The organism is Candidatus Coatesbacteria bacterium (assembly GCA_014728225.1).
Classification (GTDB): Bacteria; RBG-13-66-14; RBG-13-66-14; order RBG-13-66-14; family RBG-13-66-14; genus WJLX01.
Window position 1 is genome coordinate 1 of record WJLX01000053.1, and the last position, 25,398, is coordinate 25,398.

At 64.4% G+C, this 25,398-nt stretch carries 19 protein-coding genes; 10 read left to right on the top strand and 9 right to left on the bottom strand.

The window, feature by feature from the left end:
- The coding region (gene lptB / locus GF399_04165; GenBank protein MBD3399508.1) for an LPS export ABC transporter ATP-binding protein at positions 1–692 on the bottom strand (692 nt) is incomplete at its 3' end.
- Positions 505–1,671 carry a hypothetical protein gene (locus GF399_04170; protein ID MBD3399509.1) on the bottom strand — a complete coding sequence of 389 codons (1,167 nt, stop codon included), beginning with the start codon at positions 1,669–1,671 and terminating at the stop codon, positions 505–507. The genes GF399_04170 and lptB, both read right to left, overlap by 188 nt.
- A gap of 313 nt (positions 1,672–1,984) precedes the next feature.
- On the opposite strand from GF399_04170, the gene GF399_04175 reads away from it, so the two are divergent.
- Both GF399_04175 and GF399_04180 read left to right on the top strand, forming a co-directional pair.
- A complete protein-coding gene (locus GF399_04175; protein ID MBD3399510.1) occupies positions 1,985–3,946 on the top strand; it encodes a DUF2817 domain-containing protein in 1,962 nt (653 codons plus the stop codon).
- 66 nt (positions 3,947–4,012) lie between these two features.
- The gene (locus GF399_04180; protein ID MBD3399511.1) at positions 4,013–4,522 is read left to right on the top strand and encodes a hypothetical protein; all 510 of its coding nucleotides are present in this window, start codon (positions 4,013–4,015) and stop codon (positions 4,520–4,522) included.
- A 76-nt stretch (positions 4,523–4,598) separates the two neighbouring features.
- Here GF399_04180 and zapA read toward each other — a convergent pair whose 3' ends face one another.
- On the bottom strand, positions 4,599–4,916 hold the full coding sequence (zapA, locus tag GF399_04185; protein MBD3399512.1) for a cell division protein ZapA: 318 nt from the start codon (positions 4,914–4,916) through the stop codon (positions 4,599–4,601).
- Between the two features lie 261 nt (positions 4,917–5,177).
- A complete protein-coding gene (locus GF399_04190; GenBank protein ID MBD3399513.1) occupies positions 5,178–6,038 on the bottom strand; it encodes a TonB family protein in 861 nt (286 codons plus the stop codon).
- Between the two features lie 366 nt (positions 6,039–6,404).
- Here GF399_04190 and GF399_04195 point away from each other — a divergent pair, with 366 nt between their 5' ends.
- From GF399_04195 to GF399_04215, 5 genes are all read left to right on the top strand, one after another.
- Complete coding sequence (locus tag GF399_04195; GenBank protein MBD3399514.1) at positions 6,405–7,970, top strand: GWxTD domain-containing protein; 1,566 nt, start codon at positions 6,405–6,407, stop codon at positions 7,968–7,970.
- A gap of 51 nt (positions 7,971–8,021) precedes the next feature.
- Positions 8,022–8,861: a MotA/TolQ/ExbB proton channel family protein gene (locus GF399_04200; GenBank protein ID MBD3399515.1), complete on the top strand. Its 840-nt coding sequence runs from the start codon at positions 8,022–8,024 to the stop codon at positions 8,859–8,861.
- Between the two features lie 20 nt (positions 8,862–8,881).
- Positions 8,882–9,292 carry a hypothetical protein gene (locus tag GF399_04205; protein ID MBD3399516.1) on the top strand — a complete coding sequence of 137 codons (411 nt, stop codon included), beginning with the start codon at positions 8,882–8,884 and terminating at the stop codon, positions 9,290–9,292.
- Positions 9,293–9,304: 12 nt separating this feature from the next.
- Positions 9,305–9,718, top strand: a complete 414-nt coding sequence (locus GF399_04210; GenBank protein ID MBD3399517.1) for a hypothetical protein — start codon at positions 9,305–9,307, stop codon at positions 9,716–9,718.
- A gap of 66 nt (positions 9,719–9,784) precedes the next feature.
- The gene (locus GF399_04215) at positions 9,785–10,456 is read left to right on the top strand and encodes a TonB family protein (GenBank protein MBD3399518.1); all 672 of its coding nucleotides are present in this window, start codon (positions 9,785–9,787) and stop codon (positions 10,454–10,456) included.
- 1,084 nt (positions 10,457–11,540) lie between these two features.
- On the opposite strand, the gene GF399_04220 is transcribed toward GF399_04215, so the two are convergent.
- From GF399_04220 to GF399_04230, 3 genes are all read right to left on the bottom strand, one after another.
- Positions 11,541–12,548, bottom strand: a complete 1,008-nt coding sequence (locus tag GF399_04220) for a PorV/PorQ family protein (GenBank protein MBD3399519.1) — start codon at positions 12,546–12,548, stop codon at positions 11,541–11,543.
- Between the two features lie 89 nt (positions 12,549–12,637).
- The gene (locus GF399_04225) at positions 12,638–15,010 is read right to left on the bottom strand and encodes a hypothetical protein (protein MBD3399520.1); all 2,373 of its coding nucleotides are present in this window, start codon (positions 15,008–15,010) and stop codon (positions 12,638–12,640) included.
- 99 nt (positions 15,011–15,109) lie between these two features.
- Entirely contained in the window at positions 15,110–17,827 is a 2,718-nt protein-coding gene (locus GF399_04230) for a TonB-dependent receptor (protein ID MBD3399521.1), read from the bottom strand.
- A 1,352-nt stretch (positions 17,828–19,179) separates the two neighbouring features.
- On the opposite strand from GF399_04230, the gene aspS reads away from it, so the two are divergent.
- From aspS to prmC, 3 genes are all read left to right on the top strand, one after another.
- Positions 19,180–20,985 carry an aspartate--tRNA ligase gene (aspS, locus tag GF399_04235; protein MBD3399522.1) on the top strand — a complete coding sequence of 602 codons (1,806 nt, stop codon included), beginning with the start codon at positions 19,180–19,182 and terminating at the stop codon, positions 20,983–20,985.
- A gap of 184 nt (positions 20,986–21,169) precedes the next feature.
- Complete coding sequence (locus GF399_04240; GenBank protein MBD3399523.1) at positions 21,170–21,589, top strand: hypothetical protein; 420 nt, start codon at positions 21,170–21,172, stop codon at positions 21,587–21,589.
- A 160-nt stretch (positions 21,590–21,749) separates the two neighbouring features.
- Positions 21,750–22,613 carry a peptide chain release factor N(5)-glutamine methyltransferase gene (gene prmC / locus GF399_04245; GenBank protein MBD3399524.1) on the top strand — a complete coding sequence of 288 codons (864 nt, stop codon included), beginning with the start codon at positions 21,750–21,752 and terminating at the stop codon, positions 22,611–22,613.
- Positions 22,614–22,846: 233 nt separating this feature from the next.
- Here prmC and GF399_04250 read toward each other — a convergent pair whose 3' ends face one another.
- Positions 22,847–24,229 carry a M20/M25/M40 family metallo-hydrolase gene (locus GF399_04250; GenBank protein ID MBD3399525.1) on the bottom strand — a complete coding sequence of 461 codons (1,383 nt, stop codon included), beginning with the start codon at positions 24,227–24,229 and terminating at the stop codon, positions 22,847–22,849.
- An 88-nt stretch (positions 24,230–24,317) separates the two neighbouring features.
- On the bottom strand, positions 24,318–24,983 hold the full coding sequence (locus GF399_04255; protein MBD3399526.1) for a hypothetical protein: 666 nt from the start codon (positions 24,981–24,983) through the stop codon (positions 24,318–24,320).
- Positions 24,984–25,398: the final 415 nt, after the last annotated feature.

Genomic DNA, 25,398 nt, shown 5'->3' on the forward strand with positions numbered 1-25,398 from the left:
CCGGCGAAGGGCTCGTCGAGGAGCATGAAGCGGGGCCGGCGCACCAGGGCCCGAGTGATCTCGACCCGCCTGCGCTCGCCACCGGAGAGGGTGAAGGCTTTTTTGTCGGCGAGCTTGGTCAGGTCGAGCTTGGCCAGCAGGGTTTTGAGTTCGCGCTTTCTCTCTTCGTGGGAGAGGGGGATTGTTTCCAGGATGGCCCGGATGTTGTCGCGGACGGAGAGCTTGGTGAAGATGCTGGGCTCCTGGGCCAGGTAGCCGATGCCCATGCGGGCGCGCTTGTACATCGGCACGCGGGTGATGTCGCGGTCGTCGAGGTAGACGCGGCCCTGGTCGGGGCGGATGAGTCCGGTGATCTGGTAGAAGGTGGTGGTCTTGCCGGCGCCGTTGGGTCCGAGGAGTCCGACGATCTCGCCCTGGGTGACGCGGATGGAGACTTCGTCGACAACGCGGCGGCGGCGGTAGCTCTTGACCAGGCCGTCGGTGCGCAGGGTGGATTGTTTCGGCTCAGTCGGCGTCGTCGTCTGCCGGTCTGTCTTGGTCTGGGGGCTCACTGTCCTCCTGCGGTTCGTCGGCGGTTTCTTCGGTTTCGTCGGCGGCGGGGGTTTCGGGGGGCGGCTTGTAGCGACCGTGGGCGTTGCCCCGGGCAACGAAGCGGTCGAGCTCGCCCTCGACGAGGAAGAGGTCCATCTCATCGCCCTCGATGTCGGTGCGGCCGCGGCGGGCGGCGGGGTCGGCGGGGGTGTAGACGGCGTTGGCGTCGCCGGTGAGGGTGATCTGGCGGGCGACGTCGTCCTCGAGGTAGATGGTGATGGTATCGGCGTCGGCGTCGATGCGGCCCTCTTCGCCGGCGGCGGGGTCGGGGGTGTAGACGGCGACGGCGTCGCCTTCGCAGATGATGCGGTCGGGCTCGTCGCCGACGTAGAACATGGTGATGGTGTTCCCGGCTAGTTCGAGACGCCCGGGCTTGTCCTCTTCACCCACGTAGTAGACGGCCCGGGCGGTTCCCTCGATGAGGATCTTTTCCAGCTCCTCGTCCTCGGCGGCCAGGAACATGGTCATCCGCTCGCCGCCGGTTTTATCGTCGCCGCGCCAGGCGATGGGGTCGCCGTCGAGGACGATGGTCCCGGCGGCGCCGGAGTAGGTCGCCTGGTCGCCCACGGCGCGCATCTCGTCCTGGACGACCTCGACGCCGCCGGTGGCGGTGCCGTGGTCCTCGTCCAACCAGTACTCCATCACCCTGCCGCTGATGACGATGTCACCGCCGGAGCGCCCCAGGAGGGTCAGTACGGGGTCCTCGGTGACCACGCAGTAGCGCTCGACGCGGTGGTACTCGAGGTAGCGCCCGGTCAGCCGTGCGTTGCGCTCGGATTCGTGGACGGCGACCTCGCCCTTGAGCAGGGCGATCTGCTCGATGTCGTAGTAGTACAGCTCATCGGCGGTGATCTCCGTCGAGCCCTGGACGAGCTTGACGTGGCCCAGGGCGCGCACGGTGCGCACGGCGGGGTCGATGTTGCCGACGACGCGGTCGGCCTCGAGATAGTAATCCTCGTCGGGGTCGCCGAAGGTGACGCGCTCGCGCTCGGCGTCGGCCTCGGCGGCTTCCGGGGTCTGGGCGGAAACGGCGAGGGCCAGGAGCAGATTACCCAGGACTGTGATCGAACGAGCGCTCATCGACAAGCCATAGCGGAATGAGGGCGGCTTCGGCGGGCGGATGCCGAGCCAAGCTGCGTCCAGCCTCACCAGGTAACGGAAAGGTCCCAATCCTGTAACGCACTAAATTTCAAGCCGATTATGCCACTCCGATCCGGAGGGGTCAACGCGACCTTGACCTGGAGCGAAAGCTATCTTAGCTTACTATAGTCATCATCGGTCGGGGGCGCTGTGGCGAGCCGTCGGTTGCCGTCATGAAAGCCATTGACGCATATCAGCATGATATAAAGAGACTTAGCTGTCGAGCACCATCTTTGCCGTCGAGGAAGCGCCGATGAGCAAACTCTTGCGCAGCGTCATCCTGGTAGTCCTCGTCCTCAACGCCGCGGCCGGCGCCGCCGACAGCCTGGTCGTCGTCGGCCCTCTGGATCACGACGAAGTACCCCATCTGGAACGGGAGTTCCCCCTCTCCGTCGACGACTATGACGGCCTCTACGCCTACTGCTACCTGCGGGCCGTCGATCTCGATCAACTGGAGGCCCTGCCCTGGGATTGGCGCTTGCTGGTCGCCGACATCCGGGCCGTCAATCCACGCATCAATGCTGACGGCGAGGGACGCGACGAGCCCTGGGACGACTTCCACACCTACGCGGAAACCATCGCCCTGCTGCAAGACTGGGCCGGCGATCCGGACTACGACGATATCTGCCGCTACGTCGATCTGGGGCTGGATTCCCTGGAGGGCCGGGAGCTGGCGGCGATCGTCATCTCGGACAACGTCGACGTCGAGGAGTACGAGCCCGAGGTCCGCGTCGTCGGCACCCACCACGGCAACGAGGAGATCGCCAACGAGGTGACCCTCTACACCGCCGAGCGCCTGCTGACCGGTTACGTCGCCGGGGACCCTGACGTCGTCGAACTCGTCGAGGGGACGGAGATCTGGCTCCAACCCCTGGTCAACCCCGACGGCTACGTCGCCTCCAGCCGCTACAACGACAACAACGTCGACCTCAACCGCAATTACTCCTACCAGTGGGAGAGCGGCTACGGCCACGGCTCCCACCCCTTCAGCGAGCCCGAGACCCAAGCCGTGGCCGATTACTCCGGCGGCGACGAGGACCATGTCCCCGACAACGTCGAGGACAACGCCTTCGTCCTAGGCCTGACCCACCACTCCGGCGCCGTCTGCGTCAACTACGTCTGGAACTATCAGCGGCAGGACGCCCCGGACAAAAACCACATCTGGCACAACATCTCCCAGAGCTACTCCGACGGCTGCGAGGAAAGCCCCTACTACGACGGTCTCAGCGATCCCGACTACATGGACTGGATCACCGAGGGCTGGGATTGGTACGAGACCCACGGCGACCTCAACGACTGGAGCTACGGGATGCGGGGCTGCATCGACACCACCATCGAGCTCTCCGAGGGCCAGTACGGCGGCCACCCCGAGGGCACGATCCTGGCGCTCTGCGACGTCAACTGGGAAGCCACCTACAATTACCTCGACTGGGCGGACTACGGTCTCCACGGCCTGTGCACCGACGGCGGCGGAGAACCGGTGCCGACACTGATCACCGTCGACAACCGCACCGAAGCCTTCTTTTACAACGACCCCACCGTCCACGGCGATTACTGGTTGACCCTGGCCGACGGCACCTATGACATCACCTTCTCCGCCGACGGCTACGATCCGGTGATCATCGAAGACGTCGTTGTCGACGGCGAGAACACGCCGCCCCTGGATATCGAGTTCATCAACACCGGGACGACGGGCCCCGAGCCGTGGGCCGAGCTCCGCGACGAGGGCGTCCTGCTGCGTTGGAACCCCGCCGACTATCAGAGCTACAACGTCTACCGCCTCGGGTCCCGGGGAACCACGATCGGAACCCGGCTCAACGAGTACCCCCTGCCCGGGGGCACGGTCAGCTTCCTCGACCGCCGACCCCGCCGCCCCGTCAGCCGGTACCGGCTCGAAGCCCTCGACGCCGCCGGCCACCGCGCCGTCTTCGGTGCCGTCGAGATCAACCTGCCGCCGGAGGAATCCCGCACCGGACTGGCCCTCTATCCGAATCCCGCCCACGATCGGGTCAACCTCGAAATAAGCGGCACCGGATCCATCGTCGTCGAGCTCTACGATCTGGCCGGCAGGCTGCTGCGCGTCGAGAGGTTGTCCGCGGGAACGGGCTCACGCACACTGAGCTGGAATGTCGAGAACCTGGCCGCCGGGCTCTACCTGGTCAACCTCCGCGGACCGAACACCACAACGACGCGCCGCCTGATCATTAACCGCTGAGACCGCTGAGCCTGTGCCGCTCGCTGGCGACTTGCGCCCGCGCGCCCCATGGAGTATCATCCACTCATGGAGCACCGGGCGCAGTTTTGTCCTCTGCTGATTGTGCTGGCGCTGCTGACCGGAACGGCAACGACGTCCGGAGCGGCGGGGCTGGCCCTGCACCTCGAGACCGGCCTGGCCAGCTACGCCCTCAGCGACGTCCCCGCCGCCTTAAGCCTAGGCGCCGATCTGGGCTACCGCACCGACTGCGTCGCCTTCACCCTGGGCTACGCCGCCGAGCCCTTCGCCGAATTCGGCGGCGTCCAGGCCCCCCGCCTCCAAGTCTACTATTTCACCAACCCCGCCCACCCCTTTTCCCTCCGCCTGGGCGGCGGTCTGGATTACTACTGGCGGCTGAGCCCCTTCGGCAACGAGGAGCGCGCCGAGGGGATCCTCGGCGGCCGACTCGGTCTGCAGGCGGCCCTCAACCTCGTCGACCGCCTGGCCGTCGCCGTCGACGCCGGCCTGCTCTTCCCCCTCACCGACCAGGTCGGGCTGGCCACACGCTTCCTCTTCGCCCTGGTCTACCGCCTGTGACACCGCCGCCGCTTAACATCGGGAAACCGGCCTCCCGGCCGGTCTTTGTTTATCAAACACGTCTTGAACGTCAACGCTAGAGCTGGACGTCGGGATCCTCGTCCGCCGCCCCGCCGACGGTCTGCAGGCCGTCGTCCAGGCGATCGCACAGCTCCTGAACCGTGGAACGCAGCAGCTTGCGACCCTCCGACAGCTCCAGCCACTCCACCGCCAGCTCCAGGGCCGTCCAGATGGCCAGCTTGACCGTGCTGGGAAGCTGGGAGCGGCTCTCCAAGGTCTTGATCCGGTTCTCCACCAGCTCCGCCGCCCGTTGCAACCGCTCGGCGTCCTCCACGGTAAAGGTAAAGCTATGACCGTGAACCTCGACGGTGGTGGGCTGCTTGTCGTCGAACACCGGGCCTCCGCGGGGAAGAGAACGGGTTCATTATACGGCCGGCGCCCCGGTTTGACAAGCTTCGGCCGAAGACACCCCCGGGAGACCTTTGAAAACACCGCCGGCGTCAACGACCGCCGCCCCCGGAACCGGCACGGTTTTTGCATCTCGGCGACCGTGAGGCCGATGCTAACGGTCCGCCTCCGCAAAAACCGTGCCGGTTCCGGGGGCGGCGCGGCACCGTCGGCCGGTCTTGCAAGGCGTTTTCAAAGGTCTCCCTTTCTACTGGGTGAAGTTGAAGCGGTAGGTGACGGCGACCTCGCGGGCGATGGGCCGGCCGTTCTGCTGGGCGGGCTCCCATTGCGATTTGCGCGCCGCTTCGAGGGCGGCGGCGTCGGCGTCGGAACGGCCGGTGGAGTTGATGATCCGGACGCGCAGCACCTCGCCGGTAGCGGAGAGATAGATGCCGACGCTGCAGGTCAGGCTCTCGCCGGTCTGCTCGATGAACTGCCGCACCCCGGGCGGGGTCACGGGCTCGGGGAGGCTGAGCTTGCGCGCCGATGTGGTGGTGTCTGAGGTACCGGGGTCGACGAGGGGGTCGAGATCGACGAAGGGATCGGACTTTTCGAGGGGCAGATAGCCGGGAACGGGCGTATCGGGCAGATCGATGGCGCCTTCGGCCTCGGAGACGACCGGGGCGGTGATCACACGCCGTACCGGCGGTCGGACCTCGGGGATCACGATGGTTTGGGGCGGCGGCCGATAGGCCTCCAGGTTCTCCAGCTCCTGAACGTCGCGCTGCAGCTCGTAGGGCCGCAACGGCCGGCTGTAGTTGCCCAGGGCCATGACGATGATGACGTCGAGGAGCAGGCTCAACAGCAGGGCCCGGGAAAGGATCAGGCGACGGCGGGTACGACGGTTGCCCTCTTTGTTGGACACGGCTCCTCCTGTCGGGGGGGTCTCACCTATCTCTACGCCGCCAAGAATGCTTTGGTTCGCGGATCGCGCCGCTGAAGGATGTTTCGAGTGATAGTCATCACAACAACAGCCCGTTGACGGCCACATAATCCCCCCTTCGTATTGACAGGACAGGCTTAATTGGCTAAACTTTGACCCCTGATACATTGCGTTTTCTTCATCCATCGGGCCGGGTCACAGCAGCGCCTGTCAAGGTCGTCATGAACCCGCCGGCGTTTGGCGCAGCGCCACTCCAGGGGGCCACTCAAGGGGGCCACTCCAGGGGGCTACTCAAGGGGGCTACTCAGAGGGGCCGGGCCACGGATCCGGAGGGCCACTCAAGGGGGCCGGGCGAGGGCTCCGGGTATCGCGCCCGCGGACCCGGCAGCGAGGGATCCTCGAACGCTGACGACCGTTTGCACCGCACCAAGCAACCCCTCAAGTCAACAATCGCTCCTAAGGCAAACCCGTCCCAGCCCGCACGACACGGCGCCAGACCGCACTCATCCTGTTTGTTCATTTCAGCGGGGATAACGTCACCCGGGAGTACCGATGAAGCACCACATACGCCTGTTCGTTATCCTGTCGATTCTCGCCGCCCTGCCCGCCGCGGCCGACTTCGGACCCGTCGCCAACGACGAAGGTCTCGAATTCCAGCTCGACAGTTGCCAATTCCTGGGTAACTCAGGCACCCTGGTCGAGCTCTACCTGCAGGTGCCCAACCGCGGGTTGGAGTTCCTGGCCGAGGACCCCCTAGAGGGTCCCTGGTGGGCCACCTACGTGGTCAAGCTCGAGCTGCTCGACGACGCCGGCCAGGTCATCTATCGTGACACCTGGTCCAACGACATCCAGGCCGTCGCCGAGGAGCAGACCGTCCGCGAGGGCTCCTTTTCCCTCGACGTCGTCCGCCTCGACATGGACCCCGGTCTCTACGAGGTCCGGCTGACCCTGGGCGATCCCAACAGCGAGGACATGGCGACGGGCACGGCCCTGTTACCCCTCGAGGTCGCTGATCTGTCCACCGCCGCCCTCAGCCCGCTCCAGGTCAGCTCCAACATCCGCCTCGTCGACACCGAGAATTTCACCACCGTGCCCATCGGTCGAGCCGGCCTGTACCTCGACGAAGTCCCCAGCGAGGCCGTCGGCCCGGCCGGTGCCTTCAGCGCCAACGACGAGTTCATCAAGCTGGACAAGTTCGTCGCCCCGTTGCCCAGTCGCACCAAGACCGGCAGCCAGCAGGATCTCCTCTACTTCTACGGCGAGCTCTACACCAGCGGCGAGTACAGCCTGGCCTATGAGGTCTACAACGCGCCCGGCTCCCTGCTGTCCGACGGCGAAACGGCCGTCGACGCCGACGGGATGAACAGCTACGCCGTGGCCGTCGACACCGCGGGCTGGAGCGACGGCGAATACCGCCTGGAGATCGAGCTGCGCGACGCTTCCGAAGCCGTGCTGGCCGAGAGCGGCCGCGACTTTACCATCGGCGTCGGCGCGGAGACCGTCGAGGTCGTCGCCGACAGCGGCGAGCCGATGACCGACGAGGAGCTGCGGCGTTTCATCCGCGAGGTCGGCTTCATCGCCTCGGAGCGTGAACTCAACGACCTGACCGGCGCCCCGGCCGACAAGCGCTGGCTGCTGGTCGAACGCTTCTGGGCCAAGCGCGATCCCGATCCCGCCACCCCGACCAACGAGTTCAAAATCGAATACTACAACCGACTGGCCTACGTCCGCGATCATTACGGCCGCGGTTACGGCGACGGCCTCGACAGCGACCGGGGGCGCGTCTACATGATCTACGGACCCCCCGACGAGGTCGAGGACACCCCGTTGGGTTCGGGGATGATCGCCGACCGCCCGACGGAGTCCGGCATCAGTGAGCTGGAAGCCGAACTCGACGTCTCCGGCACCAAAGGCGTAAGCGCCGGCGAGACCTCGGATATGGACACCAGCGCCGGCGGCGAGCTCTCCAGCAACATCCTAGATCTGGAAAAACCGCACCTGTTGTGGATCTACTACCGCAGCGGCGGTGAAAGCCAGATGATGAAATTTTTGTTCGAAGATCGTACCGGTTACGGCGATTACGATATCGTCTGGTCGACGGAGCGTGGTCAGTACTAGCGCGCTCCCCCATCACCCCAAGCTTGATTTAAGCCGAGGAGGACAGCATAGATGGCCAAAGCCAAACTGCTCAGGATCATCTGCTTGGTGACCATCGCCCTGTTCGTCCTGGTCCCGACCACTCTGGTCATGGCCCAGGAGGAGGAAGCCGCCGAGGAAACCGCCGCAGCTGAAGGCGCGACCGAGGAAACCCCGGCCGAGGGCGAAGCCGCCGCCGAGGGGGACGCTGAAGAAGCCCCCAGCGAGGCCCCCGCCGACGTCCAGGAGGGCGAATCCGGCAGCATCCAGGACTACTTCGCCAAGGGCGGCCCGGTTATGTACCCGCTGCTGCTCACCGCGGTCCTGGCCGGCGCTTACATCATCGAGCGCCTGTTCACCTACCAGTTCGCCAAGATCAACACCCGGACCTTCACCGACGAGGTCGTCGAACTCGTCAAGTCCGGCAAGCGCACCGAAGCCATCGAGAAGTGCAAGAATGAGCGCGGGCCGATCGCCGCCGTGTTCAAAGCCGTTCTCGAACGCGCCGACCGCGGCGTCGCGGCGGCGGAGAAGACTGCGGCCAACGCCGGCGCCGTCGAGCTCTCCTTCCTCGAACGCGGCCTGATCGTCCTGGCCTCGGTCTCCACCATCGCCCCCATCCTCGGGTTCCTCGGTACGGTTACCGGTATGATCCGCGCCTTCGAAGGGATCGCCCGGGCCGGCGAGGTCAAGCCCACCGTCGTCGCCTCCGGTATCTCCGAGGCCCTGATCACCACCGCGACAGGTCTGGCCATCGCCTTCCCCGTGTTGATCATGTACAACTACTTCACCAGCCGGATCGACCGCTTCGTCCTCGAGATGGAAGAAAGCACCACTGAGCTGATCAACGCCATCGAGGACACCCAGGCCTGACCAAACCGACGGGAGAAACCATGGCTTTCAAAAGGAAAAGCAGGACCGCCGCGGAGATCCCGTCGTCCTCGATGTCGGACATCGCCTTCCTGTTGCTCGTCTTCTTCATGACCACCACCATCTTCAACGTGGAGAAGGGGATCCGGGTCCAACTACCCGGTAAAGGCGAACCCACCCAGATCAAGGCCGACAACGTGGTCACGGTCCGGGTCCGACGGGACGGCTCAATCTATCTCGACGCCAAGGAAAACCCGATGGAAATCCCGAGCCTCGGCCTGCTCAAGGACGAGCTCGAGAAACGTCTGGCCGCCAACGAGAAACTGGCCGTCATTTTCGAGGTCTCCCCGGAGGCCAGCTACGACAAGATGATCGACGTCTTCGACGAAATCAAGAAGGCCAACATCGTGCGCCTGGCCCTCAAAATCGAGTAGAAAGGAGGATCGATGCAGCTCAGGAAAAAAACCAGCAGTAAACCCGAAATACCATCGTCCTCCATGTCGGACATCGCCTTCCTGCTGCTGATCTTCTTCATGACCACCACGGTGTTCAACGTGGACCGCGGGCCCAACCTGACCCTGCCCGCCGCCGAAAAGGTCGAGAAGACCAAACGCAAGGATACGATGTCGGTCTACGTCGACGCTAACGGCAACGTGAATATCGACGGACGCTACATCGCCCTGGAGATCCTCCCCGAGATCATGGCCGAGGAGGTCGCCGCCAACCCCAACATCACCGTCGTGTTCAAAGCCGACAAGAACGCCGAATACGGCCGCCTGATGGAGGTCTTCCAGCAGCTCCAAGAAGCCCAGGCCTACAAGATATCCCTCTCCACCGAATTGGAAAGCGGAGGCTTGTAACGCCGGAACCAAACGCACGCCCGACTCCGTATAGTAACCGGGCAGGACGGGCTTTAAGGAGGCCACATGGACGACAAGAACACCAATGGCAAAAAGAACGGCCAGGACCGGAAGGAACTCTTCCGCCAGTCCCTGCTGTTCAGCCTGCTGTTCATCGCCTCCCTGGTGATGGCGATGAATAACTTCTCCGAACCCATCGACCCCTTCGTCATGCGCAAGGACGTCCAGGAGCTGGAGAATATCGAGGTCTACAAACCCCCCTCAAAGACCATCCAGATCCCCGAGGTCAAACCCCCCGCCCAGATGGTTCAGACCGCCCCCGAGGTCAGTGAATCCGAGGAGGCCATCGAGACCATCGACGTCCCCAGCCAGGAGTACGTCGAGCTGGAAGGCGGCGGCGACGAGTTCGAAAACCTCGGCACCCTGGGCGGTGAGGAAACCGAATCCGACGAGACCATTCCGCCCCAAAAGGTCAGCGTTCCCGAACCCGTCACCCCGCCCGGGGTGCAGGAGTTCATGGAGCAGACCCAGGAGAGCCTGACCTGCAGCGTCGGTATCTACGTCTCCGCCGACGGCCAGGTCCTGCGCGTCCGGATCATCAACTCCACCGGTCGCTCCGACGCCGACAACGCCGCCCTCGAAGCGGCCCGCAAATCGCAATGGGAGCCCGCCATGCAGAACGGCCGCCCCATCGCCCGCGAGGTCGCCGTCACCTACCGCTTCAACTACACTCAGTAGGTGGGGCTGGATCAGGGGTTGTTCACCCTACAGGGGTTCCCGGACGGGGACCCCTGTTTTGCGATGACACCACCGGCCCCCCACAGCCTGATTTCGCGGCCGATCACCCCGCAGGGGTTCCCGGACGGGGACCCCTTTTATGCAACGATACCATCGGCCACCCCCAGCCTGATTTCGCGGCCGATTATCCCCGGGGGTTCCGAACAGTTATTCACCGCCTGCGTGCAACGAGACCGTAGCACCAAGGGCGAACTGCTGTTTACAAGCCAATCACCCGCCTGTGGATGCTTGCCTTCCTCGGTAAGCTCGCAACACACCCGCCGCAACCAAATTGGCTCAGCCTGCGCAACAAGACTGAAAGCGCAATTGTCGATTCGAATACCGCCGACGATAGTTATCACAGGCCAACGGTCTACCGCGGTTCGCTGCGTAGCCACCCGCCACACTAGTCAACCGAATGACACTCAATACCGCACTTCCACCGCCGGCTCGTGCTATCCAGGTTCGTCTCAAACTAAGTTAATGCAGCGAACGAGTTTAACCAAAGTTCTCGTCAGGACTTGCTGCCCTCAACCCTCGACCGACGAGCGCCAGCAGCGGCTGAACCGCCCGCCAAGGCCCCCAGCGCAAATACCTCTTCATCGTCAGCAGACACCTCCAGCAGCAGACCGCTGACTACAGGTACAGATTCTTCATAAGAACAACAGCCTCAACAAGCTACGACTTAGGCCAAGAACAACCCTCGGGGAACTAACGGGTCGGTTCGAGCTTTGAAAAACAGCCACCGCTCGCGGTCTTGACCCTCGAACAACCCGGCGCGGAACTGGCACGGTTTTTGCATCTCGGCGCCCCTTGGCGGGGGGGGCGCCGGTCGCGCCTCCGCAAAAACCGTGCCAGTTCCGCGCCGGGTTGACGGTGTCGAGGCGTTTGGTGGCTGTTTTTCAAAGCTCTCGACCCCGGACCTTTTCAGCGCTTTCTCACCGTCTCCGCTTTAACCGACGTAAAACAACGATCGCCGACCTTGATAGAACAACCGGGGCCCAAGGGGACCCCGGTCGTTTAGTGTACTGCCGTTTGCCGGACTTTAGAAGGCGAAGCCCAGGCTGAACCGCAGGGAGTAGCCCAGGCGACCCATATCGGCGTAGGCCGCGTCGGCCTTGATGTTCATCCCGCCGGCGGGAATGTTGAAGCCCACACCGGCGTTGAGGCCCGGGGCGAAGGAATCGGCGTCTTCGTCTTCACCGACGAAGAAGTCGTAGTTCACCTGGTAGCCCGCGCGGATGGCGGCGATGCGGTAGAGCTTGTACTCCACACCGACGTTGACGCGCTCTTCGGCGTCGTTGGGGTGGATGGCGTCCAGGCCGACTGTCATGAAGTGGTCGTCGCCCTCGAGCAGGTCGTAGGCGACGCCGAGACGGAAGGTCATCGGTAGAACGTTGGCCGTGAATTCGGTATCGGTGTAGCCGCTCTTGTCGCGCAGCAGCTCACCGTAGGTGCCGTCGAAGGCGATGTCACCACCGAAGTACTGCAGGGCCATACCGATGCGCAGGCTCTGGAAGCCGGTGTTGTAGAGGGTACCCACGTCGACGGCCCAGCCATCGGCGGTGTAGCCGTCGATGTCCATGTGGATCCACTGGGCCCGTCCGCCCACGGCGAAGCGGTCGGTCAGGTTGCGCCCGTAGGTCAACCCGGCGGCCATGTCGTAGGCGGTGAAGGTGCCGTTGCCGTCCTGATGGTCCTGGTCGGTGCGGGTCATCTCGCCGTAGTCCAGGTACTGGAAGGTGGCACCGAAGGTACCGACGTTCTTGAGATTGTAGGCCAAGGCGCCGGAGAGCATCCGGGTCTCGGCTACCCATTCGTTGTCTTCGAAGAACAGGTCGAAGCCGGGAATGCGGGCGGTCGCGGCCGGGTTCCAGAAAGCCATGGCGGCTTCCGGCATCCCGGTGGCCACGACGGCGCCACCCATCCCGAGCATCCGCGGACCAACCCCGATCTTGAGGAACTGGGCGGTCGCGATTCCTGTCTTCTCCTGCGCCATAGCCGGCAGGACCAGCACCAGCACCAGGAGAAGTGCTAGGGTTTTATGCTTCATGAGTTTCTAGCCCCCTTCTCGAAGGGAAGTCATGTCGAGCCGCAGGCGGGCCGGCCGGGAACGCCCGGCGCCCCCGGCCGGCTTGCGGGTTAGATGCGTTCGCCCATCAGCACGGCAAACTTACCGATTGTGGTGCCGATGCCCGGGGCATCGATGTGATAGACGTAAACGCCGGAGGCTACCTCCATGCTGTTGCGGGACTGGAGGCTCCACCAGGCGGTGCCGCTGGTGGCGTCGTTGTGTTCGAGAATGTCCACCAGATCGCCGGCGATGGTGTAAATCCGGATGGTGCAACGTTCGGGCAGGTTGGTGAAGGCCAACTTGCGCTCCACGACCCCGGTAACCGAACGGGTCTGCCAATCGACGCCGCCGATGTAGGGGTTGGGCACCACCAGGACGTTATCCAGACTGGACTGGACCTCGGAAGACAGGGTCACCTCGACCAGGTTGGCGCGCACACCGCCTTCGATACCCGGCAGGGGCTCGGAGCCGATGTTCTCGTTGTAGATCGGGCTGGCGCCGTAGTCGAAGGCGACAACGGAGTAGTAGTAGGTGAAGTGGTTGCGCGGCTGGTCCGGGGCGTCAACGGTGACGTCGTCGTAGGGCCACTTGTCGTAGTCGTGGTAGTTGGTGCCGTCGTCGACGTACTCGTAGATCCGGTTGCCGGTGCCGGGCGCGTAGCCCTCGCCGTCGCCGCTTTCGGCAAAGATATCGCCCCAGTTATCCAGGCTGTAGCTGGGCATCCACTGGTCGTTGTCGTTGCCCTCGTACCCGGGGGCGCGCAACGAGGCGGGACCGTCGAATTCGGGATCGTCGGCCCAGTTGTGGCTGGTGTCGTTGATATCCTTGTCCCACTGGGCCAGGAGGTTGCGGATGTATCTGGGCTCCTCGCCGCCGTAAGTGTAGGCCTGGTACTCAGGCATCTCGTCGGGCCAATCGCCGTCGGCCGGATTGCTGGCGAACCAGGGGGTCAGGTCGCTGCCGTCGCCCAACTGGTCCTCGGTGCTGGCGCGGTAGATGCGATAGCCTTCGAAGTCGATCTGGCCGCCGGTGCTGCCATCCTGCTCCCGCTCAATGTTGGTGGTCGAGTTGACCTGGGGATCGAAACGCAGGGTCACCGAACCGTCGCCGGTCACGGCGGTCAACAGCGGGCTGTTAGGCGGGGAGAGAACGATGAAGTCATCGATCTCGTCGCCCTGCTGGGGATCGTCGAACTTGCCGTTGAAGCCCAGGGCGTCGGCCATGGCCTGATCGGCGTTCTTGTGGATCCCGGCGAAGCCCTCGCCGACGATGAAGGACATCCGGACTTCCAGTACGTCACCGGGCTGCATACCCGCACCCTCGGCATCCTGCAGGGGGCCGATGGAGGGGCAGACGCGCCAGTCGAACATGTTGGAGGTCTCTTCGTAGGTGCCGACGTCGGACATATAGGCGTACTTGTAGGCGTCGGTGGCCGGGTCGTTGTTCCAGTCCCAGGAGTGGGAGGAGGTGACGATATACTCACGCTCGTCGTCCAGACCCGGGTTGATGCAGGCGCGCAGGATGCGGGCGCCGCTGAAGCCGGTCACGCCGGGGACTTCGTCGCCGTTGTACATGTAGGCCAGATAGCGGCATTCGGCGTCGTCGTCGAACTGGTCCCAGTAGGGCTGAGTCGACTCGTCACCGTCGATGGGCATGGGGAAGTTGACCGAGTCGTAGGCGTCGATGATGCCGTCGGAACCCGGGGCCCAGGTGACGTTGTTGTACTCGTCGAGGGCGTCCTGGGGATCGTCGATTGAGACGAGGTCGTCCAGGTTGCCGTTGGAGCCGCCGACGTCGATGTCGTAGGCGTAGGCCAGGTAGCTCTTGGGGTCGAGAGTGTCACCACCGACGTAGCGGTAGTAATAGATGATGGTCAGCCATTCGTCGTGGCCGGGGGCGCCCCAGACCATCGAGTGGCTGCAGACCTCCAGACCGAAGGTCGTGGAGGAGTCGGCGTCGGTGTTGTACCAGTGGGCATCCTGGTCGGAGATACGGCTCGGCGTATCGTCGCGCCAGAAATCGGCCATCCAGCCGTAATCGACGCCCTCGTGGGAGCCGAAGCTCGGCGGCAGCGGGGTGGTCGTGCCGGCCTCGCTGTCATAAACCGGGCTGGTCGGGTGCCACTCCGTCGGCTGGGCGTACTCGTTGTTGATGATGGTTTCGGAGTTACCGAACCACAGGTACATATTCCAGAGATAGAGGATGCCCGAGCCGATGGGCCATTCCGCCGTGCCGTCGTTGGTGTCGAAGATGTGCATGTCGTTACCGACGACGATCTCGAGCTTGCCGGCGTCGTGACGGAACTTGTCCACCGGGTAGTTGGGCGAATACCCCTGATCCCGTGACCTGGCGACGGTCGCATCGGTCCCCATCACGGATACTCCGACCAGGGCCGCCGCCGTCACCAGTGCCAGGACAGCTATACTCAGTTTCAGCTTCATGGAGTTGATCCTCCTTGCTGAGCCGCGAAAAAAGTAAGTAGATAGACCGTGGGTGGCTGGAGTGAACCCGCTGCGGGCTCACTCCAACCCGTTATCCCGTTAGAAGGAAATGCTGGCGCCGACGCGGATCTGGAGCGGCTCACCGTAGACTTCCATGTCGTCCCAGGGGCCGTTCTCGTCGTCGTAGTTCTCGTAGTAGTAGGTCCAGTCGGAACCGGAACCCGAGCCCTCATCGGAGCCGAAGTTGGTGACGTTCCAGCGGTCGAAGAGGTTGAAGGCCTCGACGAACAGCCCGAAGTTCATCCCCCACAGCTCGAGATCGTAGGTCGCCTTGGCGTCGAGGTTGATCAGCCAGGGCATCCGCTTGGTGTTGATCTCCTGCTGGCCGCCCTCTTCGATCGGGGGCGAGTAGGGGGTGCCGGAGCCCAGGTTGGCGTTGATGTTGACGCCGAAGGGGCCCTGGCGGAAGTCGAGCATGACGTTGATGGTGTGGGTGACGTCCCAGTCGAGCAGGTTGGCTTCGAGGGGCAGGTTCCAGCCGTTGTAGGAGTACTCGTAGCCCTGACGCCAGTCGGAGGACAGGCCGCGGGCGATGGAGTAGGTGTAGGATATCTTGCTGGAGAACCAGTCGGTCCAGCTACCGTCGAGGACGACCTCGACGCCGCGGACGTTGCCCCAGTCGGCGTTGGTGGTGCGGGTGTAGTTGTAGATCCCCAGCGGGTGGGTGTACATGATGGTGTCGATCTGGTTGGAGATGTCCTTGTAGAAACCGGTGACATCGAGCAGGATCGACTGGCCGCGGGGGTTGGTCTCGCTGACGCCGAGCTTGAAGACGTGCTGGACGCCGACCTCGTAGCTGATGGTCTTCTCGGGCTTGAGGTTCGGGTTGCCGAAGATCGGGAAGGACCCAGTGGGTTCCTCGTAGTTGCCCATGTAGAGGAAGCGGAAGATCGGCATCTGGAAGAAGTGGCCGTAGGAGAAGTGGATCTTGTCGAACTCGGTGATCGGATGGGCCACGCCCAGACGCGGCGAGAGCTGATACTTGGGATCGGCCTCGACGCGCGGGACATCGTCCCAATTCACGTATTCGGAATCCGAGTCCTTACCCTGGTAGTTCATCGGGTTCTCGGCGTAGTCGGTGTTGGGATCGAAGTAGTCGAAACGCAGGCCGAGGTTGATCACCATCTCCGAGTAGTCCATCTTGTCCTGGACGTAGGCCGCGCCCTGCCACGGGAAGACGTGATAGCCGTCGCCGTAGACGTTGTTGGGCAGCGGCTGGCGCTGGAAGTACTCGACGTCGTAGTACTTGTACTCCAGCCCGGCCTTGACCAGGTTGTGCTTGTCGAGCTCGGTCTGCATGTCGGCCTTGCCCGTCAGGATGTCCTCGTAGGTGTTCTCGTACCAGCGCATGTCGCCGGTGGTGTAGAACCAGCCGTCGGGACCGGTCTGGGTGCGGTTGAGATCGTAATCCTCCCACCACTTCCAGCCGCCGACTTCGTGCTCTTCCCAGGCGTCGCCGTTGTTCCAGACCTTCTCGACGCCGCCGTCGTCGGTGCCTTCGTAGTGCCAGTCGTCCTCGCCCCACTTGATGCCGGCGTGGACCCAGGTGTTGTAGTAGTTGGCACGGACGGTGTACCAGGTCTTGTCGCTGACCAGGTGGCGCCACAGACCGGTGACCTGGTAGGTGTCACGGGCCTGGTAGATGTAGTTGTTCAGGGTGTACTGCCACTGGCAGTCCCAGAGCTGGCGCGTCATCTGCGACAGCGTACCCGAGGCGATGAAGAACATGTTGTTGTACTCGGGACGCGCCTGATCGCCGGCGAAGGCCATGCGGATCTTACCCTGGGCGTTGTACTCCTCACGGGGCTCGTCCTTGGGCAACTGGCCGCCGTTGACGTAGTAGTCGCCGGAGAGGAACAGGGTCATGAAGTTGCCGATGGGACCACCGAAGGCGCCTTCGGCCTTCCAGAAGTTGGCCCGGCGGGTGCGGGTGGTCCAGGTGACCGGAACCGAATCGGGATCGGGCTCGCCGGTCGAGGCGAGGATCTTTTGTGATTCGATTTCCTTGGTGGTCTGGAAGACCTCCATCCGGCCGCGCAGGGTGCCCTCCCAGCGATCCGTGCTGCCGTGCTTGGTCACGATGTTGATGACCGCGGACTGGGCGTTGCCGTACTCGGCGTTGAAGGCCCCGGAGATGATCGTCATCTCGGCGATGGAGATGTTGTTGATACCCGTGGCCGCGTAGCCGGAGATCGGATCGACGATCGGCATATCGTCGACCATGTAGGTGATCTCGGTGGCGCGACCGCCGCGGACGTGCATGTAGCCGTCGTCGTTGACGGTGCCGGCCTCGTTCTCCATCAGGTCGTAGAAGTTGTCGGCCGGGAGCTTCTCGATGTCCTCTTCACCGATGCGACGGATCTTGGAGGTGACATCGCTCTCGATCAGGCGACGACGAACGTCGACCTCGACCACGATGTCTGTCTGCTCCACGTCGGTGAGCGGATTGAGGGTGAAGTTCAGGGTCCGGCGGACGTCGGAGATGAAGATGACGCCCTCGACGACCTTACCCTGGTACCCTTCATAGGTACACTTGACGCTGTAGGTTCCCGGCGGGATGTCGGTACGGGAGAAGTACCCGTCCTCATCGGTTTGGATCATGATGTCTGTACCCACGAGCTTGATCTCAGCCAGCTCCAGGGGGTTACCGTTAGCGTCGGTTACGGTACCCGAGATCTGGGCGTTGGTGCCGGCGAAGGCCGGGCCAACCAACAGCAGGATGAGCATCAAGGTAAGGGTCAGAAGATGTTTTTTCATCTTTCCCTCCCGATACGGTGCAAGGAGCTTGCTAGCCTTTCGTAAGAAGACTTGGGGTCGTAAGCCTGAGATAGGATATATGGACCTCCTCCAACAGTAATAAAGATAGCCGAAACTTCCGTTTTGGCAAGTCCCGCGTCCAAAACGGAGGGTGATAAATCAACCGTGGCGTAAAAAACCCTGAACGGGGATACATATCTGCCGGGTATCGGGGAACTCGGCTGCCGCATCAGAACGTATCCATACGGCCGGTGAGTTCAGCGCCGGGGGTCCGGTTTTTAACCCGGTTCGCGTCGTTCCGGGACCGTTTCGGGCGCCGCCGGTCCGCAGCACGGCCGAGCTGATCGGCCTGAACCGCTCGTCCGCAGCCGCGCGTACGGTAGGGCTGGCAGGTTTCCACTGCGGCGTGGGTCGTTTGGGCCGGGAAGGCGGGTTGCCGGGTGAAGCCTTGCTCGAAGCCTTACTAGAAGCCTTACTAGAAGCCTTGCAACAAACCGCGCGAAGTCGAGCAATAAACCCGGGATGCTGCCTGAGACGGAAACCCGGGGCGGACATACAGTGTTTCGCCCCTTCTGCTTCGCCCCTACTATGTCCTTGTTCCGGCCCCGACGCGCCTTCTTCAATCTCAGGCTCGAAGCCCTTTCGGCCCTGGCGACCCGCTTGCCGGGCGGTCCTGCCGGCTCGCACTCCCTGCCGTGATCCCTTGACAGGTCAATCGATAGGACAGGTCAATCGATAGGACAGGTCAATCGATAGGTCAAGCAAAACGAGAATGCGGCCAGCCTGGCCCCGGCTGGTGAAAACGGACGGGAAGCGGGACGGGACCCGGGGAATTCTTGTAACAACACTATCTTAGTCTGTCCAAAGGTAAAACAGTCAAGCGGCTATGTCAAGGTAAAAAACCGGGCCGGGGCAACGCTTGAGCGGTCACCTGGGCCTCGGCGGCACCCGTGCCGCCGGGTTGAAATCGGCGGCGGCTGACCCGGCGCGACCGGGAGAAGCGCTGGTCGTGACGGGTCGGGAGAGGGGGCGGCGGCTCTTGTGTCGGCGCCGGATCGCCCCCCGGTGGCGAGCGCCCGCGGCACGCCCGGCATAACCGCTGCAGAACCGGCCTCGGGCCGGTTTTTTTTGCATGTAACGACGATGATCGCGCGACCGGCGGACCAGCCGCCGTCGGCGGTTAACCGACCGTCGCGGTCGGTTACTGGACCGCGGGGGATCGGCTTTGGTACGATACCCCTCCACCGTCGCGGGCCGACCGGACGAGGCGCCCGCCCCCCGGCCGACGGCGAAGAGACGCCGCTGCCGCCCCGCCGCAAACAGAAACCGGAGACCGAAAAGCGAGGAAGCGGATGCCCGATTATAGCAAACGGACCCACCATTGTGCAGAACTGGCGGCGGACGACCTCGGGGCCGCGGTCGTCCTCTGCGGCTGGGTGCGCCAGGTGCGCGACCTGGGTGGGCTGGTCTTCCTGCGCGTGGGTGATTGTCGCGGCGAGACCCAGGCGGTCTGCGATCCCGATCACGCCCCGGCGGCCCTGGAGGCGGCCTCGAGCTGCCACCTGGAGTACGTGGTCTGCCTGGCGGGGAAGGTGCGTCGCCGGCCTGACGATCAGGTCCGCGACGACGAGCCCACGGGAGCCGTCGAGGTGCTGGTCGATGAGCTGGAGATCCTCTCGTCGGCAAAACCGCTGCCCTTCCCGCTGACCGACGAACCCTCGAAGAACGAGGAGCTGCGTCTCAAGCACCGCTACCTCGACCTGCGCCGCCGCCCGATGCTGAAGGCCCTCGAGTTCCGCCACCGCTTCATCCTCGAAATGCGCAACCGGCTGGCCGCCGAGGGTTTTGTTGAGATAGAAACCCCGCAATTGACGCGCTCGACCCCGGAAGGCGCCCGGGACTTCCTCGTCCCCAGCCGCAGCTTCCCCGGCTCCTTCTTCGCCCTGCCCCAGAGCCCGCAGATCTACAAACAGCTTCTGATGGTCGCCGGAGTGGACCGCTACTTCCAGATCGCCCGTTGCTTTCGCGACGAGGACCCCCGGGCCGACCGCCAGGTCGAGTTCACCCAGTTGGACCTGGAGCTGGCCTTCGCGACGGGCGCAGCGGTCATGGAGGTCTCCGAGCGCCTGTTCAACCACCTCTGGCGGAAGCTGCTGGATGTCGAGCTGCCCGCATCCTGGCCCCGATTGACCTACGCCGAGGCCCTGGAGCGCTACGGCACCGACAAGCCGGACACCCGCTTCGGTCTGGAGCTGGTCACCCTGGACGCCGCCTTCGCCGATACCGAGCTGCGCTTCATCAAAGACGCTCTGGCCCAAGGCGGCGCGGTGCGCGGCCTGCTGGTCCCCGGCGGCGCCGGGGCCAGCCGCAAACAGCTCAAGGAGTGGGAGAACGAGGTCAAGAGCGCCGGACTCGGCGGGATGATCTGGATCAAGTGGACCGTCGACGGCCTCTCCTCCAGTATCAAGAAGTTCGTCGAGGGCGGACCGGCCGACAAGCTGCGCGAGCTCTCCGGCGCCGGCGAGGGCGACCTGCTGCTGGCCTGCGCCGGGAGCGGCTCCCGGGTCAACACGGCCCTGGACCGGCTGCGGCGCAGACTCGGCCGTGAGCAGGAGCTGATCGAAGACCGCTGGGACGTCCTCTGGGTCACCGAGTTCCCCCTCTTCGAAGAGGACGACGAGGGCCGGATCACCTCCAGCCACCACCCCTTCACCGCCCCCCTGGCCGAGGACGCCGAGAAGATCGAGAGCGAGCCGCTGAGCGTGCGCTCGGCCAGTTACGACATCGTCATCAACGGCGTCGAGGTGGCCTCGGGCTCGCCGCGGATCCACGACGCCGAGCTGCAGCAGCGCGTCTTAGCCGCTTTGGGGATCGGCGCCGAGGAAGCTCGGGAGCGCTTCGGCTTCTTCCTTGAGGGACTCTCCTACGGCACCCCGCCCCACGCCGGCATCGCCCCGGGCCTGGACCGCATCATCGCCCTGATGCTCGGGCGGGCGAGCATCCGCGAGGTGATCGCCTTCCCCAAGACCCTGCGCGCCGCCGACCCCCTGACCGGCGCACCGAGCCCGGTGGCGGATTCCCAACTAACTGAATTGGGAATTCGGGTTGTCGAAACCGCCCCGGAAACCATACCGGAGACCATAGATGAAGACGGCTAGATCCCCAACAGGCAAAGGTTTAGCCCTGGATCAACTTTTTCTGATAATTTTGGCCCGCGACTTGAAAAAGGCTCTGGTCAATTCCCCGCTTTTCTGTTAGACTTCTACAGTCGCATATTAAAAGGCGCTTCAGCTTTGCCTTGTCTTACATCCTTAGTCCTACCCATAACCTAGGAGGAGTTCTATGTGGATTACCTTTATCGCGCTGCTGCTCGGTGGTATCCTGGGCGCCGCCGGTATGATCGTCAAGAACAAGCCGTCGGCCGCTGACGCCATCGCCAAGCTGACCCCCTTCCAGGGGTACATCGGTGTCGTCCTGTTGCTCTGGGGTATCTGGGACCTGATCCAGTCCTTCAGCCTGCTCAGCCTGTGGGGCGGTATCATCGGTATCCTGGCCCTGGCCACCGCCATCGTCGAGATCATCCTGGGCATCGTCCTGGGCTGGAGCCTGATCGTCAAGTACTCCAGCGGCGCCGCCGAGAAGATGGAAAGCACCTACGCCAAGCTGGTGCCCCTGCAGGGCATCTTCGGCATCCTGGCCATCCTGCTGGGCATCTTCTGGCTGCTGTTCAGCTTCGGCATCTTCAACTTCATGCTCTTCTAGAAACCGCCTAGCCGAAGCCTAGTCTCATCCGCACGGGGCGACTCAGATTTGAGCCGCCCCGTCGGTTTTAGCGGTCGCACGCCGCGGACCCGCCCGCGGCCGCCGCCGATTACGGCCGCAATCGACCGACCAACACTCCTTGCCGAACGGCACCCCCGCCATGACCATCGCCCAACTGCTGCGCCGCATTCAACGGGAGCTGCACCGCTCCAGCCCGCCGTCCCGCGAGGCCGAGCTGCTGCTGTCCAGGCGCCTGGGCCTGCCCCGGCACCTGCTCTATCTGGAGGCCGGGCGGGAGGTTCCCAGCGACGTCGTCACGGCGCTGGAGTCCGACCTGCGGCGTCGCCGCGCCGGCGAGCCGCTGCAGTTGATCCTGGGCTCCGTCGGCTTCCGCGGACTCGAGCTCAACGTACGCCCCGGCGTCTTCATCCCCCGGCCCGAGACCGAGGTGCTGGTCGAATACGCCGTGGCCCTCGCCGCCGATGTCCCCGGCGTCATCCTGGACCTCTGCTGCGGCGCCGGGGCCGTCGCCTGCGCCCTGGCGGCGGAGCTGCCGACGCGCCGCGTCGTCGCCGTCGATGCGAGTCCGGCGGCCTGCGTCTTGACCCGGGACAACGCCCGATGCCTGGGGCTGAGCGAGCGGATCGGCGTCGTCCGGGGCGACCTGACGGAGGCTCTCGGCGGACCCTTCGCCCTGCTGGCCTGCAATCCGCCCTACATCGCCAGCGACGACCTGGACGCCCTGCCCGTCGAGGTGCGTGACCACGATCCGTCGGCGGCCCTCGACGGCGGCCCCGACGGCCTGGACTTCTATCGTCGATTGGCCCCGGAGTTGACTCGATTGCTGGTGCCGGGCGGCTGGACCGTCCTCGAGATCGGCGAGGAGCAGGGCGAGGCGGTCGGGGATATCTTCGCGAAGACCCCGGGATTGGAGCGAACGGCGATCCAGCCCGACCTGACCGGCCGCGACCGGGTGGCCGTCGCCCGGCGGATTAGCACACAACAGCCAAGCAATGGCGAATAACTACTTGTGGGGTAAGGACGTTACGTTAATTGTTCAACCAACTATTTGATGACCCACCGCCAAACGGGCCGACCTCGGGTCGGCCCTAACGAACATTAACAACCCCAACAACGCTTCGCTCCTCAACCACCACCGCGGAACCGATGGCGACACAAGGACCGGCGCGGTTCTTGCGACGCCGACCCCGACGGGTCGGCGTCCATGCAAGAACCGTGACGGCCCGGCCGAACGCCTCAATGCCGGCGCAGCTCGCGCACCAGCTCCAGGTAGCGCGCCGTGATCCGCTCCAGGATGTCCACCTCCAGCCGCTCGTCGACGGCGTGCATCCGGTGGTTGAAGTCGGCGGGCAGCGGATCCGCCGGATAGGGCACGTAGCCGTAAGAATCGATCCCCGCCCAGCGCAGGTGGCGGGAGTCCGTCCCCGCCGGACAGAGGAAGGGCAGGAACGCCGACTGGGGCTCCCAGCGGGCGACGAGCCGGCGGGCGACCTCGACGACGGGGTGGGCGACGTCGGAGACGCTGGCCGGATGGGAGGAAGAGATCTCGATCTCGACGGGCAGATCGGCCGCCAGGGTGCGCAGCTCGGCGAGTAAAGCCTCGGGCTCCGTTCCCGGCAGCAGGCGGCAGTCGCAGCTCAGGGCGACCCTGCCCGGGATGATGTTGATCTTCTCCCCGCCGTGGACGATCGTCGGTGCCAGGGTGTCGGTGTAGGCGGCGCGCAGGGCGTCGACCACCTCCGGCGCTCCGGCGGCCGGGCCGGCGAACAGCTCCCGCCAAGCCGCCGCGTCCCCGGACTCCAGGGCCGCCGTCAGGGCTTCCCCGTCGGGCCGTCCCGCCGTCAGCAGGCCCAGCAGCTCGACGTTGACGTCCAGGACCCGGTAGACCCGCGGTCGCTTGCGCAGGCGGGTGAGCAGCTCGCCCAGGATATAGACGGCCTGCTCGTCGCCGGGCAGGGCCGCGTGACCCTGACGGCCGCGGATGGTGAAGTCCAGCCGCAACTGCCCCTTCTCGCCGACCATGAAGGTCGCGACGCCGCGCCCGCCCAGCCTATAGTACTCGCCGCCGCCCTCGGTGACGCAACACCAGCAATCGACGAGCTCCCGACGGTGCTTGGTCAGCCAGCCGACGCCGGCCGCGCCGCCCACCTCTTCATCGGGCGCCGCCAGCAGGCGCACGGGGCGCCCCGTCGTCTCACCGTTGCGGGCCATTTCGGCCAGAGCCACCGCCTGGGCGGCCAGCACACCCTTGCAGTCGATGGCCCCCCGACCCCAGACGCAGCCGTCGACGACCTCGCCACCGAAAGGATCGTGGGTCCAGGCCCGGCGGTCGCCGACGGGGACGACGTCCAGGTGGCCCATCAGCATGATCGGCGCCGCATCGCGATCACCGGGCAGCAACGCCTCCGCGCCGCCGCGATCCGGCTCGGTCTCGTAGACCCGCCCGGGCAGGCCGTGGTCGTTGAGCCAACCGGCCAGGAAGCGGGCGCACTCCAGCTCGTCCCCCGGCGGGTTGGTGGTGTCGATACGGATCAGACCGCTCAACAACTCGACGGCCCGATCACGCAACCGTTGTAAATCCATGGACTTCCCCCCGTCAAGGTCCACTGACCGCGCCATAATCCCGAAACGAATACGACGTCGTGATTATACCAGTCGCCGGCGCGCCGTGCAGAACGCTCCGGCGACCCACTGCACCGTTCACCGTTCAATACAGGGCCTTGATCGCGCCCCAGGACAGCGGCTCGACGGCCTGCTCCGCCGTTCCGTAGAGCTCCATCATCGCGCTGTACTGATCGTCGAACTGCTGATCACAGCGCATCCAGCTCTGACCGCCGTCGGCGCTCCAGCAGGCCGGCAGGCCGTAGCTGTAGTCGGCGTAGCGGTTGACCATCTGCAGGAAGATGCCGGACCCGCTCAACACGCTGACCAGCCAGTAGGTCTCGCCACTGTCGAGGACGATAGCCCCGGGCAGCTCCAGATCGATCTGATAGACGCCGAACTCGTCGCCTTCGTACTCGAAATGTTCGTAATAGGTAACAGTGACGGCGGACGACGGCACGGTGACCGACTGCAGCACGTCACCACCGGTTGGCATCCCGCCGTTGTCGGAGTAGACCCGCACTTCGAAGTCCTGCGGCGAAGACAGGTAGCAGCCCCAGATACGGATGCCGTCGACGGTCCACTCGCCCGACGGGGTGACGTCGTCGGCCAGCAGCATCGAACCGTAGTCGCCCACAGCATACTCGGGATCGACATAGGGCTGCTCGTAGATCAACTCGTCCGCCGTTTCAGGATGCAGGCCCAAACCCCGCCCCGCGGCGCCGGAACCGACCAGCACCGCCAACAGCAGCAGTAAACAGCTACGTTTCATCATCGCCCTCCCCCAGCGGTCAATCACTCCTCGACTCGTTTCACGGGACAGATAAACGGTATACTACAATAATCAGGTTAGTCAAATGCCGGGTTGCTGTCAACAATCAACCGCCGAGTCGCTTCAGCAATACCCGTCCCCGCCCTGTGCTACAATCGACCCTCTCGCTCTAGTCGATACCAACGCCGGATTGGATGCGTGGCAGCTCAACCCCCGCGATCCGACTTGAAAAACCGCCGACGACGGCCTACGATTAGCATTCGCCCCGGCGACCCGGGAAAACCGCCGCGGGATTCGTCCGGCCAAACGCCGAACCTCGGGCGGCCGGAACTGGCACGGTTTTTGCGGAGGCGGAACCGTCCTCCAGTCCACCGGGGCGCCGAGATGCAAAAACCGTGCCAGTTCCGGCCCGGGC

What these genes read in the sequence shown, in the direction of transcription:
- GF399_04190 (MBD3399513.1), bottom strand. Translation starts at nt 6,038, where the DNA reads ATGGATGAAGAAAACGCAATGTATCAGGGGTCAAAGTTTAGCCAATTA.
- prmC (MBD3399524.1), top strand. Translation starts at nt 21,750, where the DNA reads ATGACCATCGCCCAACTGCTGCGCCGCATTCAACGGGAGCTGCACCGC.
- GF399_04180 (MBD3399511.1), top strand. Translation starts at nt 4,013, where the DNA reads ATGGAGCACCGGGCGCAGTTTTGTCCTCTGCTGATTGTGCTGGCGCTG.
- GF399_04240 (MBD3399523.1), top strand. Translation starts at nt 21,170, where the DNA reads ATGTGGATTACCTTTATCGCGCTGCTGCTCGGTGGTATCCTGGGCGCC.
- GF399_04170 (MBD3399509.1), bottom strand. Translation starts at nt 1,671, where the DNA reads ATGAGCGCTCGTTCGATCACAGTCCTGGGTAATCTGCTCCTGGCCCTC.
- GF399_04175 (MBD3399510.1), top strand. Translation starts at nt 1,985, where the DNA reads ATGAGCAAACTCTTGCGCAGCGTCATCCTGGTAGTCCTCGTCCTCAAC.
- GF399_04225 (MBD3399520.1), bottom strand. Translation starts at nt 15,010, where the DNA reads ATGAAGCTGAAACTGAGTATAGCTGTCCTGGCACTGGTGACGGCGGCG.
- GF399_04220 (MBD3399519.1), bottom strand. Translation starts at nt 12,548, where the DNA reads ATGAAGCATAAAACCCTAGCACTTCTCCTGGTGCTGGTGCTGGTCCTG.
- GF399_04210 (MBD3399517.1), top strand. Translation starts at nt 9,305, where the DNA reads ATGCAGCTCAGGAAAAAAACCAGCAGTAAACCCGAAATACCATCGTCC.
- GF399_04230 (MBD3399521.1), bottom strand. Translation starts at nt 17,827, where the DNA reads ATGAAAAAACATCTTCTGACCCTTACCTTGATGCTCATCCTGCTGTTG.
- GF399_04255 (MBD3399526.1), bottom strand. Translation starts at nt 24,983, where the DNA reads ATGAAACGTAGCTGTTTACTGCTGCTGTTGGCGGTGCTGGTCGGTTCC.
- GF399_04200 (MBD3399515.1), top strand. Translation starts at nt 8,022, where the DNA reads ATGGCCAAAGCCAAACTGCTCAGGATCATCTGCTTGGTGACCATCGCC.
- GF399_04195 (MBD3399514.1), top strand. Translation starts at nt 6,405, where the DNA reads ATGAAGCACCACATACGCCTGTTCGTTATCCTGTCGATTCTCGCCGCC.
- aspS (MBD3399522.1), top strand. Translation starts at nt 19,180, where the DNA reads ATGCCCGATTATAGCAAACGGACCCACCATTGTGCAGAACTGGCGGCG.
- GF399_04205 (MBD3399516.1), top strand. Translation starts at nt 8,882, where the DNA reads ATGGCTTTCAAAAGGAAAAGCAGGACCGCCGCGGAGATCCCGTCGTCC.
- GF399_04215 (MBD3399518.1), top strand. Translation starts at nt 9,785, where the DNA reads ATGGACGACAAGAACACCAATGGCAAAAAGAACGGCCAGGACCGGAAG.
- GF399_04250 (MBD3399525.1), bottom strand. Translation starts at nt 24,229, where the DNA reads ATGGCGCGGTCAGTGGACCTTGACGGGGGGAAGTCCATGGATTTACAA.